The sequence below is a fragment of the Streptomyces sp. yr375 genome, from assembly GCF_900110755.1.
Classification (GTDB): domain Bacteria; phylum Actinomycetota; class Actinomycetes; order Streptomycetales; family Streptomycetaceae; genus Streptomyces.
Genome location: NZ_FOFF01000016.1, coordinates 57,187 through 82,367 on the forward strand (window position 1 = coordinate 57,187; position 25,181 = coordinate 82,367).

At 72.0% G+C, this 25,181-nt stretch carries 20 protein-coding genes; 8 read left to right on the top strand and 12 right to left on the bottom strand.

The genetic code is table 11. The annotated features are described in order from the left end of the window. Window positions 1–97 precede the first annotated feature (97 nt). The 11 genes from BMZ82_RS18120 to rsmI all read right to left on the bottom strand — a co-directional run bounded on the left by BMZ82_RS18120 (window position 98) and on the right by rsmI (window position 15,381). Window positions 98–2,017: an outer membrane protein assembly factor BamB family protein gene (locus tag BMZ82_RS18120; RefSeq protein WP_093776985.1), complete on the bottom strand. Its 1,920-nt coding sequence runs from the start codon at window positions 2,015–2,017 to the stop codon at window positions 98–100. 191 nt (window positions 2,018–2,208) lie between these two features. Beyond that, window positions 2,209–4,053: an ABC-F family ATP-binding cassette domain-containing protein gene (locus BMZ82_RS18125; RefSeq protein ID WP_093776987.1), complete on the bottom strand. Its 1,845-nt coding sequence runs from the start codon at window positions 4,051–4,053 to the stop codon at window positions 2,209–2,211. A 101-nt stretch (window positions 4,054–4,154) separates the two neighbouring features. Next, window positions 4,155–6,152 (bottom strand): sensor histidine kinase, encoded by a 1,998-nt coding sequence (locus BMZ82_RS18130; protein ID WP_093776989.1) that lies wholly within the window; start codon window positions 6,150–6,152, stop codon window positions 4,155–4,157. 330 nt (window positions 6,153–6,482) lie between these two features. Then, the gene (locus tag BMZ82_RS18135) at window positions 6,483–7,262 is read right to left on the bottom strand and encodes an MHYT domain-containing protein (RefSeq protein WP_093776991.1); all 780 of its coding nucleotides are present in this window, start codon (window positions 7,260–7,262) and stop codon (window positions 6,483–6,485) included. 302 nt (window positions 7,263–7,564) lie between these two features. Continuing rightward, window positions 7,565–9,085, bottom strand: coding sequence for an FAD-dependent monooxygenase (locus BMZ82_RS18140; RefSeq protein ID WP_093776993.1), 1,521 nt, complete (start codon window positions 9,083–9,085; stop codon window positions 7,565–7,567). 328 nt (window positions 9,086–9,413) lie between these two features. Continuing rightward, the gene (locus BMZ82_RS18145; protein ID WP_093776995.1) at window positions 9,414–10,325 is read right to left on the bottom strand and encodes a 4-(cytidine 5'-diphospho)-2-C-methyl-D-erythritol kinase; all 912 of its coding nucleotides are present in this window, start codon (window positions 10,323–10,325) and stop codon (window positions 9,414–9,416) included. After that, complete coding sequence (rsmA, locus tag BMZ82_RS18150; protein WP_093776997.1) at window positions 10,322–11,224, bottom strand: 16S rRNA (adenine(1518)-N(6)/adenine(1519)-N(6))-dimethyltransferase RsmA; 903 nt, start codon at window positions 11,222–11,224, stop codon at window positions 10,322–10,324. The genes BMZ82_RS18145 and rsmA overlap by 4 nt, the downstream gene beginning before the upstream one ends. A gap of 78 nt (window positions 11,225–11,302) precedes the next feature. Beyond that, a complete protein-coding gene (locus BMZ82_RS18155) occupies window positions 11,303–12,745 on the bottom strand; it encodes a resuscitation-promoting factor (RefSeq protein WP_093776999.1) in 1,443 nt (480 codons plus the stop codon). A gap of 101 nt (window positions 12,746–12,846) precedes the next feature. Further along, on the bottom strand, window positions 12,847–13,746 hold the full coding sequence (locus BMZ82_RS18160; protein WP_093777001.1) for a TatD family hydrolase: 900 nt from the start codon (window positions 13,744–13,746) through the stop codon (window positions 12,847–12,849). Window positions 13,747–13,807: 61 nt separating this feature from the next. Next, window positions 13,808–14,242 carry a hypothetical protein gene (locus BMZ82_RS18165; RefSeq protein WP_093777003.1) on the bottom strand — a complete coding sequence of 145 codons (435 nt, stop codon included), beginning with the start codon at window positions 14,240–14,242 and terminating at the stop codon, window positions 13,808–13,810. A 278-nt stretch (window positions 14,243–14,520) separates the two neighbouring features. Next, entirely contained in the window at window positions 14,521–15,381 is an 861-nt protein-coding gene (gene rsmI, locus BMZ82_RS18170) for a 16S rRNA (cytidine(1402)-2'-O)-methyltransferase (RefSeq protein ID WP_093777005.1), read from the bottom strand. A 74-nt stretch (window positions 15,382–15,455) separates the two neighbouring features. On the opposite strand from rsmI, the gene BMZ82_RS18175 reads away from it, so the two are divergent. From BMZ82_RS18175 to BMZ82_RS18185, 3 genes are all read left to right on the top strand, one after another. Next, the gene (locus BMZ82_RS18175; RefSeq protein WP_371271251.1) at window positions 15,456–17,219 is read left to right on the top strand and encodes a dolichyl-phosphate-mannose--protein mannosyltransferase; all 1,764 of its coding nucleotides are present in this window, start codon (window positions 15,456–15,458) and stop codon (window positions 17,217–17,219) included. 125 nt (window positions 17,220–17,344) lie between these two features. After that, on the top strand, window positions 17,345–18,988 hold the full coding sequence (locus tag BMZ82_RS18180) for a penicillin-binding transpeptidase domain-containing protein (RefSeq protein ID WP_093777009.1): 1,644 nt from the start codon (window positions 17,345–17,347) through the stop codon (window positions 18,986–18,988). Between the two features lie 154 nt (window positions 18,989–19,142). Further along, a complete protein-coding gene (locus tag BMZ82_RS18185) occupies window positions 19,143–20,828 on the top strand; it encodes a penicillin-binding transpeptidase domain-containing protein (protein WP_093777011.1) in 1,686 nt (561 codons plus the stop codon). Between the two features lie 22 nt (window positions 20,829–20,850). Here the strand turns inward: BMZ82_RS18185 and BMZ82_RS18190 are convergent, their stop codons facing one another. Next, entirely contained in the window at window positions 20,851–21,210 is a 360-nt protein-coding gene (locus BMZ82_RS18190; RefSeq protein WP_093777013.1) for an SsgA family sporulation/cell division regulator, read from the bottom strand. A gap of 235 nt (window positions 21,211–21,445) precedes the next feature. On the opposite strand from BMZ82_RS18190, the gene BMZ82_RS18195 reads away from it, so the two are divergent. From BMZ82_RS18195 to BMZ82_RS18215, 5 genes are all read left to right on the top strand, one after another. Continuing rightward, window positions 21,446–22,522: an energy-coupling factor ABC transporter permease gene (locus BMZ82_RS18195; RefSeq protein ID WP_093777015.1), complete on the top strand. Its 1,077-nt coding sequence runs from the start codon at window positions 21,446–21,448 to the stop codon at window positions 22,520–22,522. Between the two features lie 4 nt (window positions 22,523–22,526). Beyond that, window positions 22,527–23,288 (top strand): cobalt ECF transporter T component CbiQ, encoded by a 762-nt coding sequence (cbiQ, locus tag BMZ82_RS18200; RefSeq protein ID WP_093777017.1) that lies wholly within the window; start codon window positions 22,527–22,529, stop codon window positions 23,286–23,288. Window position 23,289: 1 nt separating this feature from the next. Continuing rightward, window positions 23,290–24,048, top strand: a complete 759-nt coding sequence (locus tag BMZ82_RS18205; RefSeq protein ID WP_093777019.1) for an energy-coupling factor ABC transporter ATP-binding protein — start codon at window positions 23,290–23,292, stop codon at window positions 24,046–24,048. Beyond that, the gene (locus BMZ82_RS18210; protein ID WP_093777021.1) at window positions 24,045–24,512 is read left to right on the top strand and encodes a MarR family winged helix-turn-helix transcriptional regulator; all 468 of its coding nucleotides are present in this window, start codon (window positions 24,045–24,047) and stop codon (window positions 24,510–24,512) included. Before BMZ82_RS18205 ends, BMZ82_RS18210 begins: the two co-directional genes overlap by 4 nt. Before the next feature lie 155 nt (window positions 24,513–24,667). Further along, window positions 24,668–25,159 carry an organic hydroperoxide resistance protein gene (locus tag BMZ82_RS18215; protein ID WP_371271252.1) on the top strand — a complete coding sequence of 164 codons (492 nt, stop codon included), beginning with the start codon at window positions 24,668–24,670 and terminating at the stop codon, window positions 25,157–25,159. Window positions 25,160–25,181: the final 22 nt, after the last annotated feature.

A 25,181-nucleotide genomic window follows, 5' to 3' on the forward strand; every position in this document is an offset into this window, starting at 1 on the left:
CTCGGGAGAACGGGCCGCGGCGGCGGCGGACGACGGGCGGAGAAGGTGGCGGGATCGCCTCACTTGCCGTAGGCGGGTCACTGGCCGTTCAGGCGAGTCACTTGCCGTAGGCGAGCATCAACTTCTCCTTCGTGTCGTCGTTGCCCGTCAGCCGGGTGGAGGAGAGGTAGAAGCGGCCGCCGACCCAGTCGATGTCGCGGGAGTAGAAGCCGTCCTCGATGTCGGCCGTGCTCTCGGGGAGTTGGAGCAGCGTGGCCGGTGTGTGGGCGGTGCCGGCCGTGGGGATGCCCACCACCCGGCCGGGCCCGTCGTACGACGGCTCGACGTACGCGACGAGGTTGCCGCCCTCGACCTTGACCGGCACCATCGCCTCCTCGGTCGGGGACTTGACGCGCCACTTCTCCTTGCCGGTGGAGAGGTCGATCGCCACGATCTCGTTGGGACCGCTCTTCGCCTCGGTCGGCAGGTAGAGCGTGTTCGCGTCGGAGGCCGTGCCCCCGCAGCCCGTCAGGTTGCGCTGGAGGAAGCCGAAGCCGCACTCGGGCGCGAAGTCCTCGTCGAAGCCGACCTGCGAGCGGAACGTGCCGTCCGGCTTGAAGGTCGAGATGTTCCAGGAGTTCTTGTCCTCGTTGGTGCTGTAGACGATCAGCGGGTCGACGGAGTACGTCTTCGAGACCGTCCAGCCCTTGTCGAACTTCTGGCTCCACTTGACCTTGCCGGTCACCGGGTCCAGTTCCTGGATCTCGTCGTGCTCGTTCGTCCCGGTCGCGTCGCAGGACGCCACCGCGTACAGCTTGGTCCCGCCCGCGAACGCCGACGGGAAGCACGCGTCGCCGTACTTCTGCTTGTCGTACAGCTTCTTGCCGGTGCGCACGTCGTACGCCGTCCCGGACTGCGAGCGGCCCACCATCAGGGTGTTGCCCGTAAGGGACAGCTCGATGGTGATCGCGCTGTCGAAGAGCGCGCCGTCCGCGACGACCCCGGTCCAGCCCTTGGCGCCGGTGGCCAGGTCGATCTGCTGGAGCTGGTTGCACTTGGCGCGGTCGCTGGTGCCGCTCATGTAGGCGACGACGATCTTGTCGTCCGCCGTCTTCTGCGGGGTGACCGCGCAGATCTTCTGCGGGAAGCTGACGGTCGGCCAGGTCGGCCTGCCGTCGCCGACGTTGTACGCGACGATGTCCTTGTACGCCGCTTTCACGGCCGCCTTGGCGGTGATCCACATGCCGGGGGCGTCGGCGCCGGAGGCGGGCGCGTCGGGCGCTTCCTTGTACCAGAGCACCTTCGCCTCGCCGGACTTGCGGCCCGCGTTGAAGTCCTCGGTGTCCGAGCCGCCGTCGCCGCTGCCGTCACCGGGGTTGACCGGGGCGTCGCTGGACGACGCTGTCGCGTTGCCGTCGCCGCTCGGTCCGGCGAGCGGCTTCTTGCCGCTGTCGTCGTCGCCGCCCGCGACCGCGAACACCGCCCCGCCGATCACCAGCAGCGCGATCACCGCCGCGCCGATCGCCAGCGCGGGGCGCCCCTTGAAGGGGTTGCGGCCGCCGCCGGGCGGGGTGCCGGGGACACCGGGCACGCCGGGCGCGCCCGGGAACTGCGGCGGCTGGGCCGGGTAGCCGTAGCCGGGCTGCTGACCGTAGACACCGCTCGGCTGACCGTACGGACCCGGCTGCGGGGCACCGTAGGGACCGGGCTGGCCGGGATGCGCGGGCTGGCCGTAAGGCCCCGACTGCTGCGGCTGCTGCGGTTGTTGCTGCGGTGGTTGCGGCGGCTGGCCGTACGGTCCCGGCTGTTGCGGGTAGCCGTAGCCGGGCTGGGGCGGCAGCTTGGCGAGTGGGCCCTGTGGCGGCTGAGCCGGGTGCGGCGGCATCTGCGGTGCGCCGAAACCGCCCTGCGGTGCCTGCTGTTGCGGTTGCTGCGGTGCCTGCTGGTGTGGCTGGTGGTGCGGTTGTTGCTGCGGCGGCTGGTTCTGCGGGCTTGCGAAACCACCCTGCTGCGGCGGCTGATCGGGCGGCTGGGCCATCAGCGTGTTCCCCCTATGTCACTGGTTTTTAGCCACGCCCCCAGGTCAGTGACCCGCCCGGAGCCGTCTTCAGAAAGTTCTCAGACGGCTCTTTCTATCACCCGTGACGGACAGCCCCCGGAGCCGATCCGCCCCTGTTCCCAAGGGCGGACCGGCCCGTGATGACGTCGTTATGCGCCTTCACGCACCCTTCACGCGTCCTCGGCGAGTTCCAGCCACCGCAGCTCCAGTTCCTCGCGCTCGCCGGCCAACTCGCGCAGCTCGGCGTCGAGTTTGGCGACCTTCCCGAAGTCGGTCGCGTTGTCGGCGATCTGGGCGTGCAGCTTGGACTCGCGCTCGGCGAACTTGTCCAACTGCCGCTCGATCTTCTGGAGTTCCTTCTTGGCGGCACGCTGGTCGGCGGCGCTCTTCTCCGGCTTTCCCGCGTTCTCGGGGTCCCCCGCGTTGCCCGCGCCGGACTTCTGCGCGGACGCCGGTGCCGAGGCGGCGGCCGCGGCCTCCTCCATGCGCTTGCGGCGCTCGATGTACTCGTCGATACCGCGCGGCAGCATCCGCAGGGCGGTGTCGCCGAGGAGCGCGAAGACGCGGTCCGTCGTCCGCTCGACGAAGAAACGGTCGTGGGAGATGACGATCATCGAGCCGGGCCAGCCGTCGAGGAGGTCCTCCAGTTGGGTGAGGGTCTCGATGTCCAGGTCGTTGGTGGGCTCATCCAGGAAGAGGACGTTCGGCTCGTCCATAAGGAGACGCAGGATCTGCAGGCGGCGGCGCTCACCGCCCGACAGGTCGCCGACCGGCGTCCACTGCTTGTCCTTGTTGAAGCCGAACGTCTCGCACAACTGCCCGGCGGTCATCTCGCGCCCCTTGCCGAGGTCGACGCGCTCGCGCACCTGCTGCACGGCCTCCAGGACGCGCAGCGCGGGGTCGAGTTCGACGACCTCCTGGGACAGGTAGGCGAGCTTGACGGTCCGGCCGACGACGACCTTGCCGGCCGCGGGCTGCGCCTCGCCCTCGCTGCGCGCGGCGTCGGCCAGGGCGCGCAGCAGCGACGTCTTGCCCGCGCCGTTGACGCCGACGAGGCCGATGCGGTCGCCGGGGCCGAGGTGCCAGGTGATGTGCTTCAGGAGCACCTTGGGGCCGGCCTGGACGGTGACGTCCTCCAGGTCGAAGACCGTCCTGCCGAGCCGGGACGAGGCGAACTTCATCAGCTCGCTGCTGTCGCGCGGCGGCGGCACGTCCGCGATCAGCTCGTTGGCGGCCTCCACGCGGAAGCGCGGCTTGGACGTCCGCGCGGGCGCGCCGCGGCGCAGCCAGGCCAGCTCCTTGCGGACCAGGTTCTGCCGCTTCGTCTCCTCCGTGGCGGCGATGCGCTCACGCTCCGCGCGGGCGAAGACGTAGTCGGAGTAGCCGCCCTCGTACTCGTGGACGGCGCCGCGCTGGACGTCCCACATGCGGGTGCAGACCTGGTCCAGGAACCAGCGGTCGTGGGTGACGCAGACGAGCGCGGAGCGGCGCTCGCGCAGGTGCCGGGCGAGCCACGAGATGCCCTCGACGTCGAGGTGGTTGGTCGGCTCGTCCAGGACGATCAGGTCCTGGTCGTCGATCAGCAGCTTGGCGAGCGCGATCCGGCGGCGCTCACCGCCCGACAGCGGGCCGATGACGGTGTCCAGGCCCTGCGGGAAGCCGGGCAGGTCGAGCCCGCCGAAGAGGCCGGTCAGCACGTCCCGGATCTTGGCGTTGCCCGCCCACTCGTGGTCGGCCAGGTCCCGGATGACCTCGTGCCGGACGGTCGCGGCGGGGTCCAGGGAGTCGTGCTGCGTGAGGACGCCCATGCGCAGCCCGCCGGAGTGCGTGACCCGGCCGGTGTCGGCGTCCTCCAGCTTGGCGAGCATCCGGATCAGCGTGGTCTTCCCGTCGCCGTTGCGGCCCACGACCCCGATCCGGTCCCCTTCGGACACGCCGAGCGAGACGCCGTCAAGAAGGGCACGGGTCCCGTACACCTTGCTGACGTTCTCGACATTGACCAGATTGACGGCCATTTCTCTCCTGCCCGGGGGGATCGATCGACCCTCCAGGGTAGTCCGGCGCGGGGTGCGGGCCGTCGGCCCGTCCGGGGACGCTCACCGCGGGGTGGCGCAGCTCACTCCGGGGTGTTCCAGGGGAGCAGTCCGGTGGCCGGGGCGAGGGCCCGATCGTGGCCGCCGGGGGTCGAGGCGTGGGGCATGTCGTCGCGCAGCAGGTGCTCCGGGACGAAGACGGCGGCGGTGGCGCCGCCGCTGGGCGAGGAGCGCAGTTCGACGCCGAGTCCCTGCCGTTCGCGCAGCCGGTTCACCACGATCAGGCCGATCTGCTTGGCGTCCAGGAGGTCGATCTTGTCGGACTGGATCTTGCCGTTGGCCTCGGCGAGGGCCTCGTCGTTCAGGCCGAAGCCGCTGTCCTCGATCTCGATGAGCACGCCTTCGCGCAGCCGCGCGGCCCGCAGGTGCACCTGGGTGCTGGGCGGCGAGAAGGACGTCGCGTTCTCGACGAGCTCGGCGAGCAGGTGGATCACGTCGGCGACCGAGCCGCCCATCACCGACACCTTGGGCGCCGCCCAGATCTGCACGCGCTCGGCGCTCTCGATCTCGGCGACGGCGGCCCGCAGCACGTCCGCCAGCGGGATCGGGTGGCGCCAGCCGCGGCCGGGCGCGATGCCGGAGAGGATCAGCAGGCTCTCGGAGTGGCGGCGCATACGGGTGGCGAGGTAGTCGACGCGGAACAGGTCGTGCAGTTCGGCCGGGTCGTGCTGGCGGCGCTCCATCGCGTCGAGCAGGTCGAGCTGGCGGTGCAGCAGCACCTGGCTGCGGCGCGCGAGGCTGACGTACACGCCGGAGATCCCGCTGAGCAGTTCGGCGCGCTCGGCGGCGGCCTTCAGCGCGGCCCGCTGGACTGCGGTCAGGGCGGTGGAGACTTGGGCGAGTTCGTCGCCCGCGAGGCGGCGCATGGGGGCCTCGGCGTCGATGTCGACGCCCTGTCCGGCGTGCAGCCTGCGCATGGCCTGCGGCAGGCTGCGGCCGGCCACCTCCAGCGCGGAGTTGCGCAGGTCGAGGAGTTCGAGGATCAGGCCGCGGCCGACGACCACGGAGACCAGCAGCGACAGCAGCACGCCTACGAGGCCCAGCGCGACGGCGATCCCGGACGCGCCGAGCGTGTCCCAGCCGAACGGGTCGGCCTTCGCCGTCTCGCCGGTGCCGGCGACGGCCTCGGCCGAGGTGAGTCCGTCCAGGACGTCGGAGACGGCGGTCCCCCAGCCCTTCAGCGCCGCCGCCGACACGGCCGCGTCGCCCGGTCCGGCGGCCCGCACCTGGTCCTCGACGCGCTGCACGCGCGCGTACGCGGTTCCGTCCAGTACGGCGTCGTACGCCGTCCGGTGGGCACGGCGGAGGTCGGCGACGCCCGGGGCGAGCAGTTCGCGCTGGGTGGCGACGGCTCCGACGAACAGCGCGTACTGGTCCTGCGTGAGCGTCCCCTGTGCCTGCGCCGCCCCCAGCAGCGCCTGCTCCCGGGCGACCGCCTCGCGCGCGCGGCCCAGTTCGAGGACGACACGGGCCTCGGACGCCGAGTCGGTGCTGTCGTCACCGGTGAGCGCGCCGGTCGCGGAGAAGCCGTGCTGGACGATCTCCGAGTAGCGCGGGTAGGCGGCGGAGGCCACGCCCTTGCCCTTGCCCGTCCCCTTGGCGGTCACCTTGTCGCGCAGGGCGTCGAGGCTGCCCGCGTCGGCCTTCAGGACGTCGAGTCGCTTGGGCAGCCCGGCGTCCAGGAGCGCGGCGTCGGAGCTGGAGGAGTTGATGCCGTCCAGCAGGGCGACGGCGGCCTTGTCGGTGACCGACGCGGCCTCGGTGAAGGCGTCGGGGTCGTCCCCGTACCGCATGGCCGCGCTGCGCTCGGTCTGCAGCGCGGTGATGAAGCCGCCGACCGGGGTGAGCAGTTCGGCGTTGACGTCCTTGGCGCGCTCGGTGTCCCCGATGCTCGACGCGGTCGTCACCGCCGCGAAGCCCCACAGGGCCATGAGGGACACGACGGGCAGCATGAGCAGGGCGACGATCTTCGCGCGCACCGATCTGGGGCGCAGGCGGGCGGGGGTACGGAGGATGCGCATGGGGACCTCGTGGGGTGGGTGAGGTGAGGTGAAGGGGAGAAGTGAGGGGGGAGACTGGGGGGTGCGGGGCGCGCAATGGTTTGTGTGCGCTGGTCGCGGGCGTGCGCGCCGGTTATAGGCGGCGCGTGCGCGGGTCGTTCGCGCCGGTGTGGTTCCGGCCGGGTGGCCGGTGACCGGCGCTGGACGGCGGCCGGTTGCGCGGGCGGGCGGGCAACGCCTCGCGCACGCCCGGCTCACGGCGATCCGCGCAGGTGGGCGCGGGGCGACGCGCGCCCTGCCGATGCCGCGCGGCCGGAATGCCGATGCCGTACACCCCGGGGCGAACGCGCCTCAGGCCGTGGTGAGTTCGACCTCGCGCAGGAGTTCCGCGGCGACGGCCGACTCGTGGCGCTTGCCGGTCGGCGACAGCGCGACGTACGCGGAGGCGAGGAAGAGGAAGGAGCCGAGCACGACGGCCAGCGGGAAGATGAACCCGGTGGCGGTGACGCCGGGCAGGGCGGCGCTGCTGGGGGTGAGGTCGATGCTGACGGCCCACATCGCGGTGTAGTGCATGCTGCTGACGGCGAGTCCCATGACGAGGGCGGCGACGGCGGCCAGCACCGGTCCGCGCACGATCAGGGTGAGGGTGAGCGCGGCGGTCGCGGCGACGACGGCGATCAGGATCGACGCGGCGACCAGGACGGGGTCGTAGCCGACTTGGCCGTGCAGGTTGAGGGCGGCCATGCCGGTGTAGTGCATGGCGGCGACGCCGAGCCCGGTGCCGAGGCCGCCGAGCAGCACCGACCCGACGCGCGAGCGGCCGTATCCGGCGGTGCAGACGCCGGCCGCGACGACGGCGACGGCCATCAGCAGGCTGAGGACGGTCAGGGGTACGTCGAAGCGGATCGGGGTGCCCTCGACGCCGAAGCCCAGCATGGCGACGAAGTGCATCGTCCAGATGCCGGAGCCGATGGCGAGCGAGGCGAGCAGCAGCCAGTTGCGCTTGGACGCGCCGTCCGCCTCGAGTGCTCGGACGGTGCAGCGCAGCCCGAGCGCCGAGCCGACGCAGGCCATCGCATAGGACAGGACGGGGGTGACCCATCCGGCGCTGAAGTGATCCATGTGTCCCATGGGGACTTCCTCTCGGCCGTGGCGCGAGCCGGGCACGCGCACGCGGTGCCGCTGGTAACAGCAGACGGGGGGTTGGCTGATCATGCCACCCCCGACTGGGACACAGACGGCACAAAAGGGGCCATGGAGACGATTGTTGAACATCAAGTTATCGTGACGTGGGTAACACCCCTGCGTGACATATCCGCAGGTCAGACGGCATCTTCACATACAGTCGAAGACCTTCACCCAGCCCACCCCCGGCCCGCCTCGCTCCTCCACATCGCCCACACAAGGTCGCTATCCGGCCATCCGTGGTCGGTTCACTTTGTGGGGGTGCCGAACCAGTGGGTGGCCGCCCGTTCGAACGCTTCGCGGTCAGGGGTGCCGGTGTCCGCCCAGGCGACTGTGCCGTCGGGGCGGACGAGCACGGCGCTCAGGCCGAGGGGGTTTCCCGCCGGGCCGGCCGTGTACCGGATCCGGTGCTCCCAGCCGGTCGCCGAAGCGTGCAGGGTTCGGCCGGCGCCGAAGTCGAGTGCGACGCCTCGTCCGTCGCGCGTCAGGTCGCCGAGGCGGGTGCCGTCCTCGAGACGGAAGTCCGGGGCGCTGCGGCCGACCAGCGGGTGCCCGTCGCCGAGGTCGTAGCGGTTCGACGCGCCCGACACCCTCCCGAACACGTAGGTCGTTCCGTCACGGGTCCCGATCAGGTCGCGGATCACCGCTTGCATCGCGTGGGCATGCGGGTCCGGCCGCATGACCGCCACCTGGGCGCGCGACCAGTCGAGCACCGCCGCGCCGGTCGGATGGCGCTCGCGGGTGTAGGTGTCGAGGAGCCCGTCCGGCGCGTTCCCGCGCACGGTCGCCGCGAGCTTCCATCCCAGGTTCATGGCGTCGCCTATGCCGGTGTTGAGCCCCTGCCCGCCGAGGGGGGAGTGGATGTGCGCGGCGTCGCCCGCGAGCAGGACGCGTCCCCGCCGGTAGGTCGTCGTCTGCATCGCCCGGTCGGTGAAGGTCGAGGCGAGACGGACGTCGCTCAGTGTCACGTCGGTGCCGGACACGCGGCGCAGAACCGACTGGAGATGGTCACGAGTCGGCTGCCGCGAGCGGTCGAACGCGCCGCCGTCGAAGTCCATCATGCCGACGTACCCCTGCACGGACGTCCGCAGGTACATGCCCGTCGGCGTCAGGTTGAACCCGGGGCGCAGCTTCTCGGGATCGGCGAGGGTGGCGTCCATGGCGTAGCCGGTGAACTGGGGCTCGGTGCCGACGAATTCGAAGCCCGCGAGCCGACGCACCGTGCTGCGTCCGCCGTCGCAGCCGACGAGCCAGCGCGCCGCGTACGCGTCCTCGCCGGCCTGCGCGACCACGCTCTCGTCGTTCTGCGCGACGCCTGAGACCGTGACGCCGCGCCTGATCTCCACGCCGAGCTCGGATGCCCGCTCGGACAGCACCGTCTCGACCGCATCGAGGCTTGTGAGCATGCCTTCCGGTGCCGGGCCGGCGAGCCGGAACGGCAGGTCGGCGACGTCGACCTGCGCCGGATCGAGCATCATGCCGGCGAAGTGGCCCACGATGCGAGGGGCCGCAGGTTCGTCCGCGTCGGGGTTCGCGCCGGAGTCGACGTCGGCGCCCGATGCGGTCAGCAGCGGGGGCAGCATCCCGCGCCGGTAGAACGCCTCGGCCGACGCGGCGGACAGGCCCCGCATCCCGAGCGGGTTCGGCTTCCACGGGGAGCCGAGCTCCGGCTCCCGCTCGAGCACCAGGACGGAACAGCCCGCGAGGCCGAGCTCGCATGCGAGGAACAGACCGACCGGGCCGGCCCCCACGATCACGACGTCACGCACGAGAGATCCCGTGACAGGAGTGGTGACAGGAGTTGCGGCAGGAGTTGCGGCAGGAGTGGTGGCAGGAGTGGTGGCACGAGTGGCGACAGGGGTCGTGCTGTCAGTGGTCATGGTGATTCCTTCCTGCGGACGCCCGCCGGATGGGCACCGGCAGGACCTCTGGAAACGTCCCAGAGCCCGCCGACAACCCACCGACATGCCTCCGACAAGGAACCGACAGCCCCGACACATGACCGACATCGCGGATCACCCGGCCAAGTCGCCCTGCCCGAACCGACGTTGACCACGAACGGTCGAAGGATCGAGGAACCCGGCGGAGCGGGGGCCGCTAGCCCAGGCCCCCGACCACCGTCGCCCCCGCCGCCGGTCCCGCTGCCACGCGGACGGTGCGGCAGGTGCCCGAGGTGTGCAGGGTTTCCGCGATCTTCGCCGCGGAGGCGGCGTCGCGGGCCAGGTGCGCGGTGGTCGGGCCCGAGCCCGAGACCAGGGTCGCGAGCGCGCCGGCCGCGCGGCCCGCGGCGAGCGTGTCCGCCAGCTCGGGGAAGAGGGACAGCGCGGCGGGCTGGAGGTCGTTGGAGCCGGAGAGCGTGGCCGCCAGCGCGTCGGGGTCGCCCTTGGCGAGGGCGTCGAGGAGTGCGCGGGAGGCGACCGGGGCCGGGATGTCCCGGCCCTCCGCCAGCCGGTCGAACTCGCGGAACACCGCCGGCGTCGACAGGCCCCGCTCGGCCATCGCGAACACCCAGTGGAAGGCGCCGCCGACCTCAAGGGCCGTCAGCTTCTCACCGCGCCCGGTGCCGAGCGCGGCCCCGCCGACCAGGCTGAACGGCACGTCGCTGCCCAACTCGGCGCAGATGTCGAGGAGTTCGTCACGGGACGCGCCCGTGCCCCACAGCGCGTCGCAGGCCAGCAGCGCGCCCGCGCCGTCCGCACTGCCGCCCGCCATGCCCCCGGCGACCGGGATGTCCTTCGCGATGTGCAGGTGCACGTCGGGTGTGCGGCCGTACCGCTCGGCCAGGGCGATCGCCGCCCGCGCCGCGAGGTTCGTCCGGTCCAGGGGGACCTGGGCGGCGTCCGGGCCCTCGCAGGTGACGCGGAGTCCGTCGGCCGGGGTCACCGTGACCTCGTCGTACAGGCCGACCGCGAGGAAGACGTTCGCCAGGTCGTGGAAGCCGTCCGCGCGGGCCGCGCCCACCGCGAGCTGCACGTTGACCTTGGCGGGCACCCGCACGGTGACGCTCACTTCTGACCCGACTCCTCGTTCTCGTCCTCGTTCTCGGCGATCTTGTGTTCGGCGATCCTGGCGAACTCCTCGACCGTGATGGCCTCTCCGCGCGCCTGCGGTGAGACGCCGGCCGCCACGAGGGCCGCCTCCGCCCGCGCCGCGGAACCCGCCCATCCGGCGAGCGCGGCCCGCAGGGTCTTGCGGCGCTGGGCGAACGCCGCGTCGACGACGGCGAAGACCTCGCGCCGCGACGCCGTCGTCTTGACCGGTTCGGCCCGCCGCACGAGCGACACCAGTCCGCTGTCGACGTTCGGCGCGGGCCAGAACACGTTGCGGCCGATCGCGCCGGCGCGCTTGACGTCGGCGTACCAGTTGGCCTTGACGGACGGAACGCCGTACACCTTCGAACCGGGCCCGGCGGCGAGCCGGTCGGCGACCTCCGACTGGACCATGACGAGGGTGCGCTCGATGCTCGGGAACATCTCCAGCATGTGCAGCAGCACGGGCACGGCCACGTTGTACGGCAGGTTCGCGACCAGCGCGGTCGGGGCGGGGCCCGGCAGTTCGGTCACCCGCATCGCGTCGGAGTGCACCAGCGCGAAGCGGTCCGCGCGCTGCGGCATGCGCGCCGTGATCGTGGCGGGGAGGGCGGCGGCCAGGACGTCGTCGATCTCGACGGCCGTGACCCGGTCGGCGGCCTCCAGCAGGGCGAGGGTGAGGGAGCCGAGCCCCGGGCCGACCTCGACGACGACGTCGTCGGGCCGGACCCCCGCGGTGCGGACGATTCGGCGGACCGTGTTCGCGTCGATCACGAAGTTCTGGCCGCGCTGCTTGGTGGGACGCACGCCGAGGACCGCCGCCAGCTCACGGATGTCGGCGGGGCCCAGAAGGGCGTCGGGGGTGGGGCTGGTACTCACGGGACAAGGGTACGGGGCTGCGCCTGCGGCCCCTCACCCCGTCGCCCCGCCCCTCGTCCCCGCCCCGCGCCCCGGTCCTCAGCCGTGCAGCCGCGTCCCGCAGTGCGGCCACGGGCTCGCGCCGCGCCGGACGTACAGCTTCTTCGCGCGCAGCGTCTGCTCCGTCGCCGACGCGTCCTGGGGCCGGCCGCTGCCGCCGAGGCTCTGCCAGGTGTGGGTGTCGAACTGGTACAGCCCGCCGTACGTGCCCGAGGGGTCGACGGCGTTCGGCCGGCCGCCCGACTCGCAGTGCGCGAGGCTGTGCCAGTCGAGGCCGTCGGCGCCCTGCACGGACTTCGGCAGCGGCTTCGTCCCGACCTTCACCACCTGCTCGCGCGGCTCGCGCACGATCTCGCTGCGGATCAGCTTCGGCCGCTGCCGCACGCCGTTGACGCTGCGCAGGGAGTACGTGTCGCGCCGCAGCCCGGACTGTCCGGCCCGCGCCACCACCTCCGTGCCCTTGAACAGCGTGGGGTCGTCGGTGCGGCGGACCTCGAACGGGATCGCCTCCTCGCGCACCTCCTCGGTGCCGGTGATCCGCAGCACGGTGACCGTCTGCCCGTCGCGCGGGAAGCTGCCGGGCGCGACGGACGTGGTGTCCTCGCCGCGCAGGGTGATCCCGGCCGCCTCCACCGCCTCGCGCACGGTCGCCGCGTTGGTGCGGACGGTACGGGCCCGGCCGTCGGCCATGACGGTCACCGCGCGCTCGGTGCGCACGTCCAGCGCGAGGCCGGCGCGTCCGATGCGCTGGGAGCGCGAGACGGACATGTACGCGCCCTCCGCGCGCACCCCCAACTGCCTGAGCGCCTCCTCCACGGTGCGGCCGGTCGTCCACATCTCGTGCCGCTGCCCGTCGAGCGTGAGCCGGACGGGACGTCCGTAGCGGACGGCGATCTCGTCGCCGCTGGCCAGCTCCGTGCCGGGGGCGGGCGACACCAGGTCGTGCGCCCCCACCCGTACGCCCTCGTCCGCGAGGAGTTCGCCGACGTCGTCGGCGAAGGTGTGCAGGGTGCGCGGCGCGCCGTCCACGGTCAGCTCGACCGCCTTGTCCTCGGCGACGAAGGCGGTGGTGCCGCCGGCCAGGAAGGCGACGACGAGTGCCTGCGGGAGCAGGCGGCGCATCGTGGACTCCGGGCGCTCCGCGGACCGCGTCCTGCGCCGCCGCGCCGCCCGCCCGGCCTGTCGTGGAAACGGCGGCTCGGCCAGGTGGATCGGCTCCGGCAGCACGAGCGTCTCGGGCGGCGGGGAGACCGGAAGCGGCATCACGTACGTGTCGTACGTGTCAGGGGCCCCGTACGCGTCGTACCGCTCCTGCGCCTCGTAGGTCTCCTGCGCCTCGTATGCCTCGTACGACGGCCGGTAGGTGTCGTCGTACGTCCCAGGCGCCGCGTACACGCCGTACGCGACCGTCTCCGCGTTGTGCAGGTCGACGTACGCTCCGCCGCCGTACGGCTCGTGGTCGAGGTGCTGCGAGTTGCTCACGCCGACACTCCAGGGGTGGGTCCGGATCGGGCCCCCAGAACCTAGCGGAGCGACCGTCACTCTCCAAAGTGGCGCGGCTACCGAGAGTTGTGTTCGACGGGTCAGTAGGCGAACGCGCGGGCGGTGTTGGCGGCCAGCGCGGCGGCCAGGGTGTCCTCGTCGACGTCCCGTACGGCGGCCATGGCGCGCACCGTGACCGGGATGAGGTAGGGGGCGTTGGGCCGTCCGCGGTAGGGCGCCGGGGTCAGGAACGGCGCGTCGGTCTCCACCAGGAGCAGCTCCGGCGGGGCCACGGCGACGGCGTCCCGCAGGTGCTGCGCGTTCTTGAAGGTGACGTTGCCGGCGAAGGACATGAAGTACCCGGCGCGGGCGCAGATCTCGGCCATCTCGGCGTCGCCGGAGTAGCAGTGGAAGACGGTGCGCTCGGGGGCGCCCTCCTCCTTCAGGATCCGCAGGACGTCGGCGTGGGCGTCGCGGTCGTGGATGACCAGCGCCTTGCCGTGCCGCTTGGCGATCTCGATGTGGGCGCGGAAGGAGTGCTCCTGCGCTTCCTTGCCCTCGGGGCCGGTGCGGAAGTAGTCGAGCCCGGTCTCGCCGACGCCCTTGACGTGCGGGAGCGCGGCCAGGCGGTCGATCTCGGCGAGCGCCTCGTCGAGCCCCTGCGCGCCCCCCGGCGCGCGTGCGCCCTGCCGGGACCAGCCGTCGGGGTCGCCGTGCACGATGCGCGGCGCTTCGTTCGGGTGCAGGGCGACGGCGGCGTGGACGTTGTCGTACGCCGCCGCCGTCTCGGCCGCCCACCGGGAGCCCCGTACGTCGCAGCCGACCTGGACGACCGTCGTCACGCCGACCGACGCGGCCTTCGCGAGGGCTTCCGGCACCGTGCCCGACTGCATGTCGAGGTGGGTGTGGGAGTCGGCGACCGGCACCCCCAGGGGAGCCGGAAGCGGCGGCGCGGCGCTCTTGTCGTGCTTTTCGTGCTTGTCGGAGGCGTTCGAAGACATGCCCCGATCCTACGGAAGGGGCATGTCCACCCCGACTGGCCGGCCGGTGACCGGCCCGCTGCTAGCCGGCCTTGCGGTGGAAGGGGTGCAGGAGGTCGGACAGGTGCCAGTGGTGGTGCGGCTCCTTGGCCTGCGCCCCGGCCGCCGCCGCGTCGCCCGCGTGTTCCTCGATCGGCCCCATGGGCCCTGTCGGGGCCGCCGGGGACGCCTTGCGCTGGCGGGCCGCGCTGAGCACCGACGACACCTGCCCCGCCCGCATGATGCGCACGACGTGCCCGTCGCAGTTCTGGCACGCGGGCCGGCTCAGCGGCGACGGCACGACCCGGCCGTCGGCGACGTAGAGGACGAACTCGTGGCCGTCGGCGTCGGTGTGGTGCTCTATCTCGTACGACTGCTCCCAGCCGTGCCCGCAGCGCATGCAGGCGAAGGAGTACGACTCGTTGACGACGGCGCTCGCGCCGCCGCGGAGGCCGGTCTGCCCTGTGAACTCACTCATGCCAGCTCCTGCTGTCCGCTGGACAAGCGCTCCCGGTGCGGGAATTCCCCCCGGAACACCCTTGGGAGCGAGGGACGGGTGCGTCCCTGTCACCAGTGGACGCCTCGACCGACGCGAATGCATCAGACCTGTGCACTGTTGGAGTCGATTTGGGCGTTCCTTGCCAAAGCCGCCTCACAGGAAGGGGTTGGGCTTTGCCTTCGACGACAGCCCTTTGCCCGCGCATGGGGCGCTTGCTCAGACGGTATGCGCCCTGCTCAGAGGGGGTGTGAGAGCCTTCACAATCCGCCCGCGTTCTTCACGGCGACGACCGCGTCGAACACCTCCCGCTTGGGCAGTCCGGCGTCCGCCGCCACCGCCGCGATCGCCTCCTTGCGGCGCTCGCCCGCCTCCTCGCGCACCCGCACCCGCCGCACCAGTTCGGCCGCGTCGAGTTCCTCGGGCCCGCGCTCGGGCGCGCCGGTGACGACCACGGTGATCTCGCCCCGCACGCCCTCCGCCGCCCACTCCGCGAGCTCGCCGACCGGGCCGCGCTTGACCTCCTCGTACGTCTTGGTCAGTTCGCGGCAGACGGCGGCGCGCCGGTCGGCGCCGAACACCTCGGCCATCGCGGCGAGGGTGTCGTCGAGCCGGTGCGGGGCCTCGAAGTAGACGAGCGTGCGCCGTTCACCTGCGACCTCGCGCAGCCGCGACAGCCGTTCGCCCGCCTTGCGCGGCAGGAACCCCTCGAAGCAGAACCGGTCGACGGGGAGCCCGGACAGGGCCAGCGCGGTGAGCACGGCGGACGGGCCGGGGACGGCGGTGACGCGGACGTCCCGCTCCACGGCCGCGGCGACCAGCCGGTAGCCGGGGTCCGAGACCGACGGCATGCCGGCGTCGGTGACGAGCAACACCCGCGCCCCCTTCACCAGTTCCTCGACCAGTTCGGGCGTGCGGGCGGACTCGTTGCCCTCGAAGTAGGACACGACGCGCCCCTTGGGCGTCACCCCCAGCGCCTGGGTCAGCCGCCGCAGCCGCCGCGTGTCCTCCGCGGCGATCACATCGGCGCCTGCCAACTCCTCGGCGAGCCGGGGCGGGGCGTCGGAGACGTCACCGATGGGCGTACCGGCGAGAACGAGAATTCCGGGCGTAGCTGTCACGTTTCCATCCTCGCAGGGCCGCGGCGGGCCCCTGCGCACGGGACTCACACAGACCTGTTCCCTACGATGGCGCGGTGACGAGTACCGCGTCCTCCATGGACTCCACGGACTGCCCGCCGGACGGGCCGCCGCACGACCGGCCGCACGACGAGCGGCCCGCGTGGCAGCGGCGGCTGCGCCGGTTCGGATATCCGGCGGAGCCCTCCGCCGACGTCCGGGACCGGCTGGTGCCGCCGTTCGCGCGGCCGGGCCCGCGCCTGTGGGCCGCGCTCGGCGTGCCGCACCGGTGGGCGCTGCGGATCACGCGCTGGTCGGCGTGGGGCGGTCCGCTGCTGGTCACGCTGCTGGCGGGCGTGCTGCGGTTCTGGCACCTGGGCAGCCCCAAGGCGGTGATATTCGACGAGACGTACTACGCGAAGGACGCGTGGGCGCTCGTCCACCGCGGGTTCGAGGTCAACTGGGACAAGGACGCCAACGCCGCGATCCTCTCCTCGGGCGGCCATGTCACGATCCCGGCGGACGCGGCGTACGTCGTGCATCCGCCGGTCGGCAAGTACGTGATCGGGCTGGGCGAACTGCTCTTCGGGTTCGATCCGTTCGGCTGGCGGTTCATGACCGCCGTGCTGGGCACCCTGTCCGTCCTGCTGCTGTGCCGGATCGGCCGCCGCATCTTCCGCTCCACGTTCCTCGGCTGCCTCGCGGGCGCGCTGATGGCGGTGGACGGGCTGCACTTCGTGATGAGCCGCGCCGCGCTGCTCGACGGGGTGCTGATGTTCTTCGTGCTGGCGGCGTTCGGCTGCCTGGTCGTCGACCGGGACCGGGTCCGCGAGAAACTCGCCGCCGCGCTCACGCCCGACGCGGACGGCCGCTGCCGCCCGGACGCGCACATCGCCGAAACGACCCGTTTCGGCTGGCGTCCCTGGCGCTGGGGTGCGGGCCTGATGCTGGGTCTGGCCATCGGCACGAAGTGGAACGGCCTGTACATCCTGGTCGCGTTCGGCCTGCTGACGGTGTTGTGGGACGTCGGCTCGCGCAAGGTCGCGGGCGCCCGCCGCCCGTACCTGACGGTCCTCAAGCGCGACACGGGTTTCGCGTTCCTGACGATGGTCCCGATCGCGCTGGTCACCTACCTGGTGTCCTGGACGGGCTGGATCCTCTCCGCGACCGACGGCAAGGGCGGCTACTACCGCGACTGGGCGGCCGACGACGGCAAGGGCGGCAACTGGACGTGGCTGTTCCCCGACTGGTGGCGCAGCCTGTGGCACTACGAGCACGAGGTGTACGAGTTCCACACGCACCTCACCTCGCCGCACACCTACCAGTCGAACCCGTGGAGCTGGCTCGTCCTGGGCCGCCCGGTGTCGTACTTCTACGAGTCGCCCGCGCCCGGCAAGGACGGCTGCCCGTCCGACGCGGGCGAGAAGTGCGCCCGCGAGGTGCTGGCCATCGGCACCCCGCTGCTGTGGTGGGCTGCCTGCTTCGCCCTCGCGTACGTCCTGTGGCGCTGGTTCTTCCGCCGCGACTGGCGCGCGGGCGCGATCGCCTGCGGCATCGCGGCCGGCTACCTGCCGTGGTTCATGTACCAGGAACGCACGATCTTCCTCTTCTACGCGGTCGTCTTCCTGCCGTTCCTCTGCCTGGCGGTGGCGATGATGATCGGCGCACTGATCGGCCCCCCGGGTTCCAGTGACACCCGCCGGGTAGCAGGAGCGACGGGCGCGGGCGTCCTGGTCCTCCTCATCGCCTGGAACTTCATCTACTTCTGGCCCCTGTACACCGGCCAGGCCATCCCGATCGACAACTGGCGGTCGCGGATGTGGATGGACACCTGGGTCTAACGATTCCGAAAACCCTTGCCCCTCGAGCCCCCCTTTCCGCCTACTGTGAGCCCGAGCAGAGCTTTCTGAACACGTTCAGAACGATGGGGGACGTGTTCCGGGACTGACGGGGGAAGGGGCACAGCATGCGCAAGGGGGCCAAGGCGGGCGTCGTCGGGGCGGTGTTCGCCGTGATGGTGGGCGGGGCCGGGTACGGCGCCTTCAACATCGTGAACGCGCTCGACGGGGGCGGCGGCAGCGGTGGCGGCGGCGCGGGCGGCGGGAACGAACCCGTCGCCGTGAAGACCGGGCCGCCCGGCGCGGCCGAGGTGAAGGACGTGAGCGGCAGGTTCTTCGCCGCGTGGGAGCAGGGGCAGGCCGCGGTGGCCGCCCAGCTCACCAACAACGCGGCGAAGGCCGAGCCGTTGCTGACCTCGTACGGGCAGGCCGCGCACATCACCGGGGTGAAGATCACACCGGGTGCGGCGGTCGGCGACAGCGTGCCGTACACCGTCAAGGCGACGGTGTCGTACGACGGAAAGTCGAAGCCGCTCGCCTACAGCGGCCGGCTCACCGTGGTGCGGGGTCTGACGACCGGTAAGGCGCTGGTGGACTGGCAGCCGTCGGTCGTGTACCCGGGGCTGAAGGACATGGACGACACGCTGGTGACGGGCGCGTCGGCGGCCCCGCCGATCGAGGCCGTGGACCGTGACGGCGTCATCCTCACGAAGGAGAAGTATCCGTCCCTGGGGCCGATCCTGGACCAACTGCGCGCCAAGTACGGCGACGCGGCGGGCGGCACGGCCGGCATCGAGCTGGCGGTGAAGCACGCCGACCCGGAGACCGCCGACACCCCGCTGCTGACCCTCGCCGAGGGCAGGGCGGGCAAGCTGCCCACGACACTCAGCGCAAGCGTCCAGGCGGCGGCGGAGAAGGCGGTGCGGAAGTACCCCGAGTCGTCGGTGGTGGCCGTCAAGCCGAGCACCGGCGAGGTGCTGGCGGTCGCCAACCACCGCACCGACGGCTGGAACGCCGCGTTCCTCGGGGAGGTCGCGCCCGGCTCCACCATGAAGATCATCAGCGCGGCCACCCTCATCGACAACGGCCTCACCACCGCGAGCGGCCCCGCGCCCTGCCCGCCGTCGGCCGTGTCGGAGAGCCAGACCTTCCAGAACCTCAAGGGCATGACGCCGAACGAGAACGCGACGCTCTCCGAGAGCTTCGCGCGCTCCTGCAACACGGCGTTCGTGAAGTTCGCCGACGAGGTGAAGGTCGACTCGCTGACCGACGAGGCCGCCGACCGTTTCGGCATCGGCCTCGACTGGCAGACCGGCATCCCGTCCTTCGACGGCTCCGTCCCGGCGGCCGGCGGCCCGGACACCGCGGCCGGGCTGATCGGCCAGGGCAAGGTCCAGATGAACCCGCTGAACATGGCGTCGGTGACGGCGACCGCGATGACGGGTGCCTTCAGGCAGCCGGTGATCGTGCCGCTGAGCCTCGACGGCCGCGAACCGGCACGCGCGCGTGGACTGTCGTCGAGCACCGTGCAGCAGTTGCGCTCCATGATGAACCGCACCGCGACCAGCGGCACGGCCGCCGAGGTGATGGCCGGGCTGAGCGGCCGGATCGGCGCGAAGACCGGCTCCGCCGAGGTCGACGGGCACGCCAAGTCCGACAGTTGGTTCACCGGCTACCGCGACGACGTCGCCGCCGCCGCGATGACCCAGGACGGCGGCCACGGCGTCGACGCGTCCGGCCCGATCGTGGCGGAGGTGCTGCGCGCGGGCTGAACCCGCCGGGGGACTGTCGATGGGTGGCTGACGTCACACGTGACGTCATCGCACAGGACGGGACTCTAGGCTGAGGGCCGTCGTTGGGGTCAGTGAGGGCAACGAGGGCAGCGGGGCCGGGGGGAGAGCCCCTGGGGATCCGGAGGATCTGACAGTGGGCAAGAGAAGGCGTGTCGAAGAACGGCGCGGCAAGGCCAGGCGGCGTCCCGCCGTGGCCGGCGGCATGATCGCCGTCGTCGTCGGCGGGGCCGGCTTCGGCGTCTACGCGCTGTACGGGGGCGGGGCGGCGGCCGACGAGGGCTCGGCTGCGGCGGCCAACGGCACGCAGGTGCCCCGGGTCAGGGCCGACCCGCCGTCGGCGGCCGAGGCGAAGACCCTGGCCGCGACGTTCCTGACGGCCTGGCAGCAGGGCAAGGTGGCGCAGGCCGCCGCCGCCACGGACGACTCCACCGCCGCGACCGCCCTCCTCATTGGCTACACCAAGGACGCCCACATCACCGGCGTCGCCCTCACCGCCGGCCGGGCCACCGGCGCCAAGGTCCCGTTCTCGGTGACGGGCACAGTGAAGTACAAGGACGTCAGCAAGCCGCTCACGTACGCCAGCGCGCTCACCGTCGTCCGCAACCCGAAGAACGGCAAGGCGCAGGTCGACTGGCACGCGTCGGTCGTCCACCCGGACCTGCTGGACGGCGACCGGCTCGTCACCGGCGAGTCCGGCACCCCGCCGGTGAAGGCCGTCGACCGGGACGGCGGCGAGCTGACGACCGCCAAGTACCCGTCCCTGGAACCGGTCCTGGACGGGCTGCGCGAGAAGTACGGCAAGAAGGCGGGCGGCAAGGCGGGCGTGGAGCTCCAGGTGGTGCGCGGCACGGCGGCGAAGGCGAAGAAGGCCTCCGACAAGACGCTGCTGGAGCTCAGCAAGGGCACCCCGGGCACCGTGAAGACCACGCTGAACCCGACCCTCCAGGCGGCGGCCGAGAAGCAGGTGGCGGCGACCGCGCGTTCCTCGGTGGTCGTGCTGCGCCCCTCCACGGGCGAGATCCTCGCGGTGGCGAACGCGAGCCGCGGCTTCAACACCGCGTTCAACGGCTCGCTCGCGCCGGGCTCCACGATGAAGGTCATCACGTCGTCGCTGCTCATCGAGAAGGACCTGGCGTCGGCGGACAAGGTCCACCCGTGCCCGAAGACGTTCACGTACGGCGGCTGGAAGTTCCACAACGACGACGACTTCCAGATCACCGGCGGCACCTTCAAGGCGAGTTTCGCCCGCTCCTGCAACACCGCCTTCATCAGCCAGGCCCCCGAGCTGGAGAACGACAGTCTGACCAAGCAGGCGCAGCAGGTCTTCGGCCTGTCGATGGACAACTGGGCGATCGGCGTGCCGTCCTTCGACGGGCAGGTGCCGGTGCAGTCGGCGGCCCAGATGGCGGCCTCGCTGATCGGGCAGGGCGGGGTGCGGATGAACCCGCTGAACATGGCGTCGGTCGCCGCGACCGTGAAGGCGGGCACCTTCCACCAGCCGTACCTGGTCGCCCCGTCCGTGGACGGCCGCACGCTGGCGACGGCCTCGCGCACCATGTCGTCGACCACGCTGGCGCAGGTGCGGGAGCTGATGAACTACACCGCCGCGGCCGGCACCGCCGCCGAGGCGATGTCCGGCCTCGGCCCGGACTACGGCGCGAAGACGGGCTCGGCGGAGGTCGACAACCAGGACAAGCCCAACGGCTGGTTCACCGCCTACCGCGGCGACCTGGCGGCGGCCGGCGTCGTCCAGGCGGGCGGCCACGGCGGCGACACGGCGGGCCCGATCGTGGCGGCCCTGCTGCGGATGGGCGGCTGACGCCCCCGGCCCGTCGGCGCGGCTAGTGGCGGACGGGCTGCGCCGCTGTCGCCGTGTACGTGCGGCGCAGGAACCGCAGCAGCGTCTTCGACTCGAACTGGACGACCGAGACGCCGTGCGAGGAGTGGAACTCGACGACGGCCTGGACGCGCCCCAACGGCCACACCCGCACCTCGCCGGTGCCGGCCGGGGCGCGCAGGCCCTGTTCGAGGAGCGTGCGGGCGAACGTCCACTCATGCCGGTCGGGCAGTCCGACCCGCACCGAACGGGGGTCGTCCTCCGGGTCGTAGCGCAGGACGACGGGGACGGTCTCGCGTTCCTCCTCCACATGGTCCGCGTCGGTGACGATGTGGGCTCGTGCGTACTGCTCGACTACAGACATCGACCGGGCCTCTCACGCAACGTGACCTGTGGGGAACCTGTGTGTCCACTCCCCCTCCAATGTCCCATATTTTCCGGAATGCGCTCCTCCGTGCCGCCGTATCTCACATCTGCGATACACCTACCCCCGACCGCCTACCTCGATCACCTACCCCGATCGCCTACCCCGATCGCCGCTCAACAGACAAGCTTCTCGCTCTTGCGAACCGTTCGCATTAAGCCACTATCATCGACGGGTGCACGTACCCGACGGATTCATCAACGCCCCGACCTCCGCCGTGACCGGCGTCGTCGCCGCGGGGGCCATCGCGGTGAGCCTGCGCGGCGCGCGCCGTGAGCTGGACGACCGGACCGCGCCGCTGGCCGGCCTGGTGGCGGCGTTCATCTTCGCCGTGCAGATGCTGAACTTCCCCGTCGCGGCGGGCACCAGCGGCCATCTGCTCGGCGGCGCGCTCGCCGCGATCCTCGTGGGCCCCTTCACCGGGATCCTGTGCGTGTCCGTGGTCCTGCTGATGCAGGGCATCCTCTTCGCCGACGGCGGCCTGACCGCGCTCGGCGTCAACATCACCGACATGGCGATCGTGACGACGGTCGTGTCGTACGCCGTCTTCCGCGCCCTGGTGAAGGTGCTGCCGCGCGGTCGCCGGTCCATCACGGCCGCGGCGTTCGTCGCCGCCGTGCTGTCCGTCCCGGCCGCCGCCGTCGCCTTCACGTTCGTCTACTGGATCGGCGGCACGACCGACGTCGCGATCGGCCAGGTGGCCACCGCGATGATCGGCGTGCACGTGCTGATCGGCCTCGGCGAGGCGGTCATCACCGCGCTGACCGTGGGCGCGGTCGTCGCCGTCCGCCCGGACCTCGTCCACGGCGCACGCGGCCTGCAACAGAAGCTCCAGTTGCGGGTGAACGGCGCACTCGTGGACGTGCCCGCCGCCGAAGGGGCGCGCACAGCGCCCGTGGCGGCGCGCACCTCGCGGCGCACGCTGTGGGCGACCGGGCTGGCCGCCTCCCTCGTCCTCGCCGGGTTCGTCAGCTTCTACGCCTCCGCCAGCCCCGACGGCCTGGAGAAGGTCGCCGCGGACCAGGGCATCGACGCGAAGACCGAGAAGCACGCGAACGCCGGGTCCCCGCTCGCCGACTACGGCGTCAAGGACGTGGCCGACGCCCGCCTCTCCGGCGGCCTCGCGGGCGTCATCGGCGTCGGCACGACCGTCGTCGCGGGCAGCGCGGTGTTCTGGGCGGTGCGCCGCCGCCGTACGGCCGATGGCGACGGTACGGCGGGCGTGTCGCCGTCCGCCGTAGAGAGCGCCTGACGGCGTGGGCGCGGGCCACGCGCATCGCCTCTACCGGCACGGGCACTCGCGCGTGCACGCGCTGCCGCCGCACACCAAGCTCGCCGCGTCCTTCGCCTTCGTGGTCGTCGTGGTGTCGACGCCACGGGAGGCGATGTGGGCGTTCGGCGTGTACGCCGTCCTGCTGGGCTGCGTCGCACGGCACGCGCGCGTGCCCGTCGGTTTCCTGCTCAAACGGCTGCTGATCGAGGTGCCGTTCGTCGCGTTCGCCGTACTGATGCCGTTCGTGGCGCAGGGCGAGCGGGTGGACGTCCTCGGGCTGTCCCTCAGCGTCAACGGGCTGTGGGGCGCGTGGAACGTCCTCGCGAAGGGCACCCTGGGCGTCGCCGCCTCCGTCTTGCTGGCGTCCACCACGGAGCTGCGCGAACTGCTCCTCGGCCTGCAACGCCTGAGGCTGCCCCCGCTGCTCGTGCAGATCGCGTCGTTCATGATCCGCTACGGCGACGTCATCACCGACGAGATGCGGCGGATGCGGATCGCCCGGGAGTCGCGCGGCTTCCAGGCGCGGGGCCTGCGGCACTGGGGGGTGCTCGCGAAGTCGGCGGGCGCGCTGTTCATCCGCTCCTACGAGCGCGGCGAGCGCGTGCACCTCGCCATGATCAGCCGGGGGTACGCCGGTTCGATGCCGGTGATCGACGAGGTGACCGCGGACCGGGCACAGTGGTCGTACGCCCTCGCGCTGCCCTGTGCCGCCCTTGTCGTATGCCTACTGGGATGGACGCTGTGAGATGGACGCTGTGACCGCTTCTCTCGAAGTCTCCGGGCTCGCCTTCGCCTACCCCGACGGCCATCAGGCGCTGTTCGGCGTGGACTTCGGCGTCGCGCGCGGGGAGCGCGTCGCGCTGCTCGGGCCGAACGGCGCGGGCAAGACGACCCTCGTGCTGCATCTCAACGGCATCCTGACCGGCGGCGCGGGCACGGTGACGGTGGCCGGACGGCCCGTCGGCAAGCGGTACATGGCCGAGATCCGGCGCAAGGTCGGCATCGTGTTCCAGGACCCGGACGACCAGCTCTTCATGCCGACGGTGCGCGAGGACGTGGCGTTCGGGCCGGCCGCCGCCGGGCTGAAGGGCCCTGCGCTGGAGGCGCGCGTCGATCACGCGCTCGCGCAGGTCGGCATGGCGGAGTTCAAGGACCGTCCGCCGCACCACCTTTCCTTCGGGCAGCGGCGGCGGGTGGCGGTCGCGACGGTGCTCGCGATGGAGCCGGAGATCCTCGTCCTGGACGAGCCGTCGTCCAACCTCGACCCCGCCTCGCGCCGCGAACTGGCCGACATCCTCCGGTCGTTGGACGTCACCGTCCTCATGGTCACGCACGACCTGCCGTACGCCCTGGAGTTGTGCCCGCGCGCCCTCATCCTCAGCGACGGTGTGATCGCGGCGGACGGCCCGACCGGCGAACTGCTCGCCGACGACGCCCTCATGCGCGCCCATCGCCTGGAGCTGCCGTTCGGATTCGACCCGCGCTCCGCGACAATGGGCGCGTGACGAACGAGGCACCCACCGCCGGCGGCACGCTGCTCCTCGACGAGCAGTTGTGCTTCGCGCTGTACGCGGCCCAGCGCGCGATGACCGCCGCGTACCGCCCGCTCCTGGACGAGCTGGGTCTCACCTACCCCCAGTACCTGGTGCTGCTGGTGCTGTGGGAGCGCGGCGAGACCACCGTCAAGGAGCTGGCGGCGGCCCTGTGGCTGGACTACGGCACGATGTCGCCGCTGCTGAAGCGGCTGGAGGCGGCGGGGCTGGTGCGCCGGGAGCGCGCGGCGCACGACGAGCGCTCGGTGCTCGTCGCGTGCACCGGGCGCGGCGAGGAACTGAAGGGGCGCGCGGAGCGCGTACCCGGCTCGATGCTCGCGTCGACGGGACTCGTGGCGGCGGAGGCCTCACGGCTGCGCGAGGAACTGTGGGGGCTCGCGGAACGCGCACAGGACGCGGCAGACCTCGCGCGCTGAGCCGGCCGAGCCCGCTGGGCCCGCTGCCCGCCGAGCCCACCACCGACCCCACCTGAAGTTACCCACGGTTACTACCCCCTGGCAAGCAAGCGCCTTACTACCGGCCGGTACCTTGTGCACAAGGTAATTGGGGAAGTCTCTGGGGGAGGTCCCGCATGACCGAAGGCGCCGCTGCCGGCACCGGCGGCACAGTCGATGACGTCACTGACGTCGGTACCGTCGACACGCGTCCGACGAAAATCATGTACGTCGCCGAGGCGACCGCGCACGGCGGTCGCGACGGGTACGTGACCAGCCAGGACGGTCAGATCGAGCTGAAGGTGGCGATGCCGCCGCAGTTGGGCGGCGACGGCAACGGCACCAACCCCGAGCAGCTCTTCGCCGCCGGTTACAGCTCCTGCTTCCACAACGCGCTGATCCTCGTCGGCAACCGCGCGGGCTTCGACCTGACCGGCTCGACGGTCGCCGCGAAGGTCGGCATCGGCCCGAACAGGAGCAAGGGGTACGGGCTGGCGGTCGCCCTCAGCGTCTCCCTCCCCGTCCTGGACAGCGAGCTGGCCGCGAAGCTGGTGGCCGCCGCGCACGAGGTGTGCCCGTACTCGAACGCGACCCGCGGGAACATCGACGTGACGATCCTGCTTGGCTGAAGAGTCGACAAGTCGAGCAAGC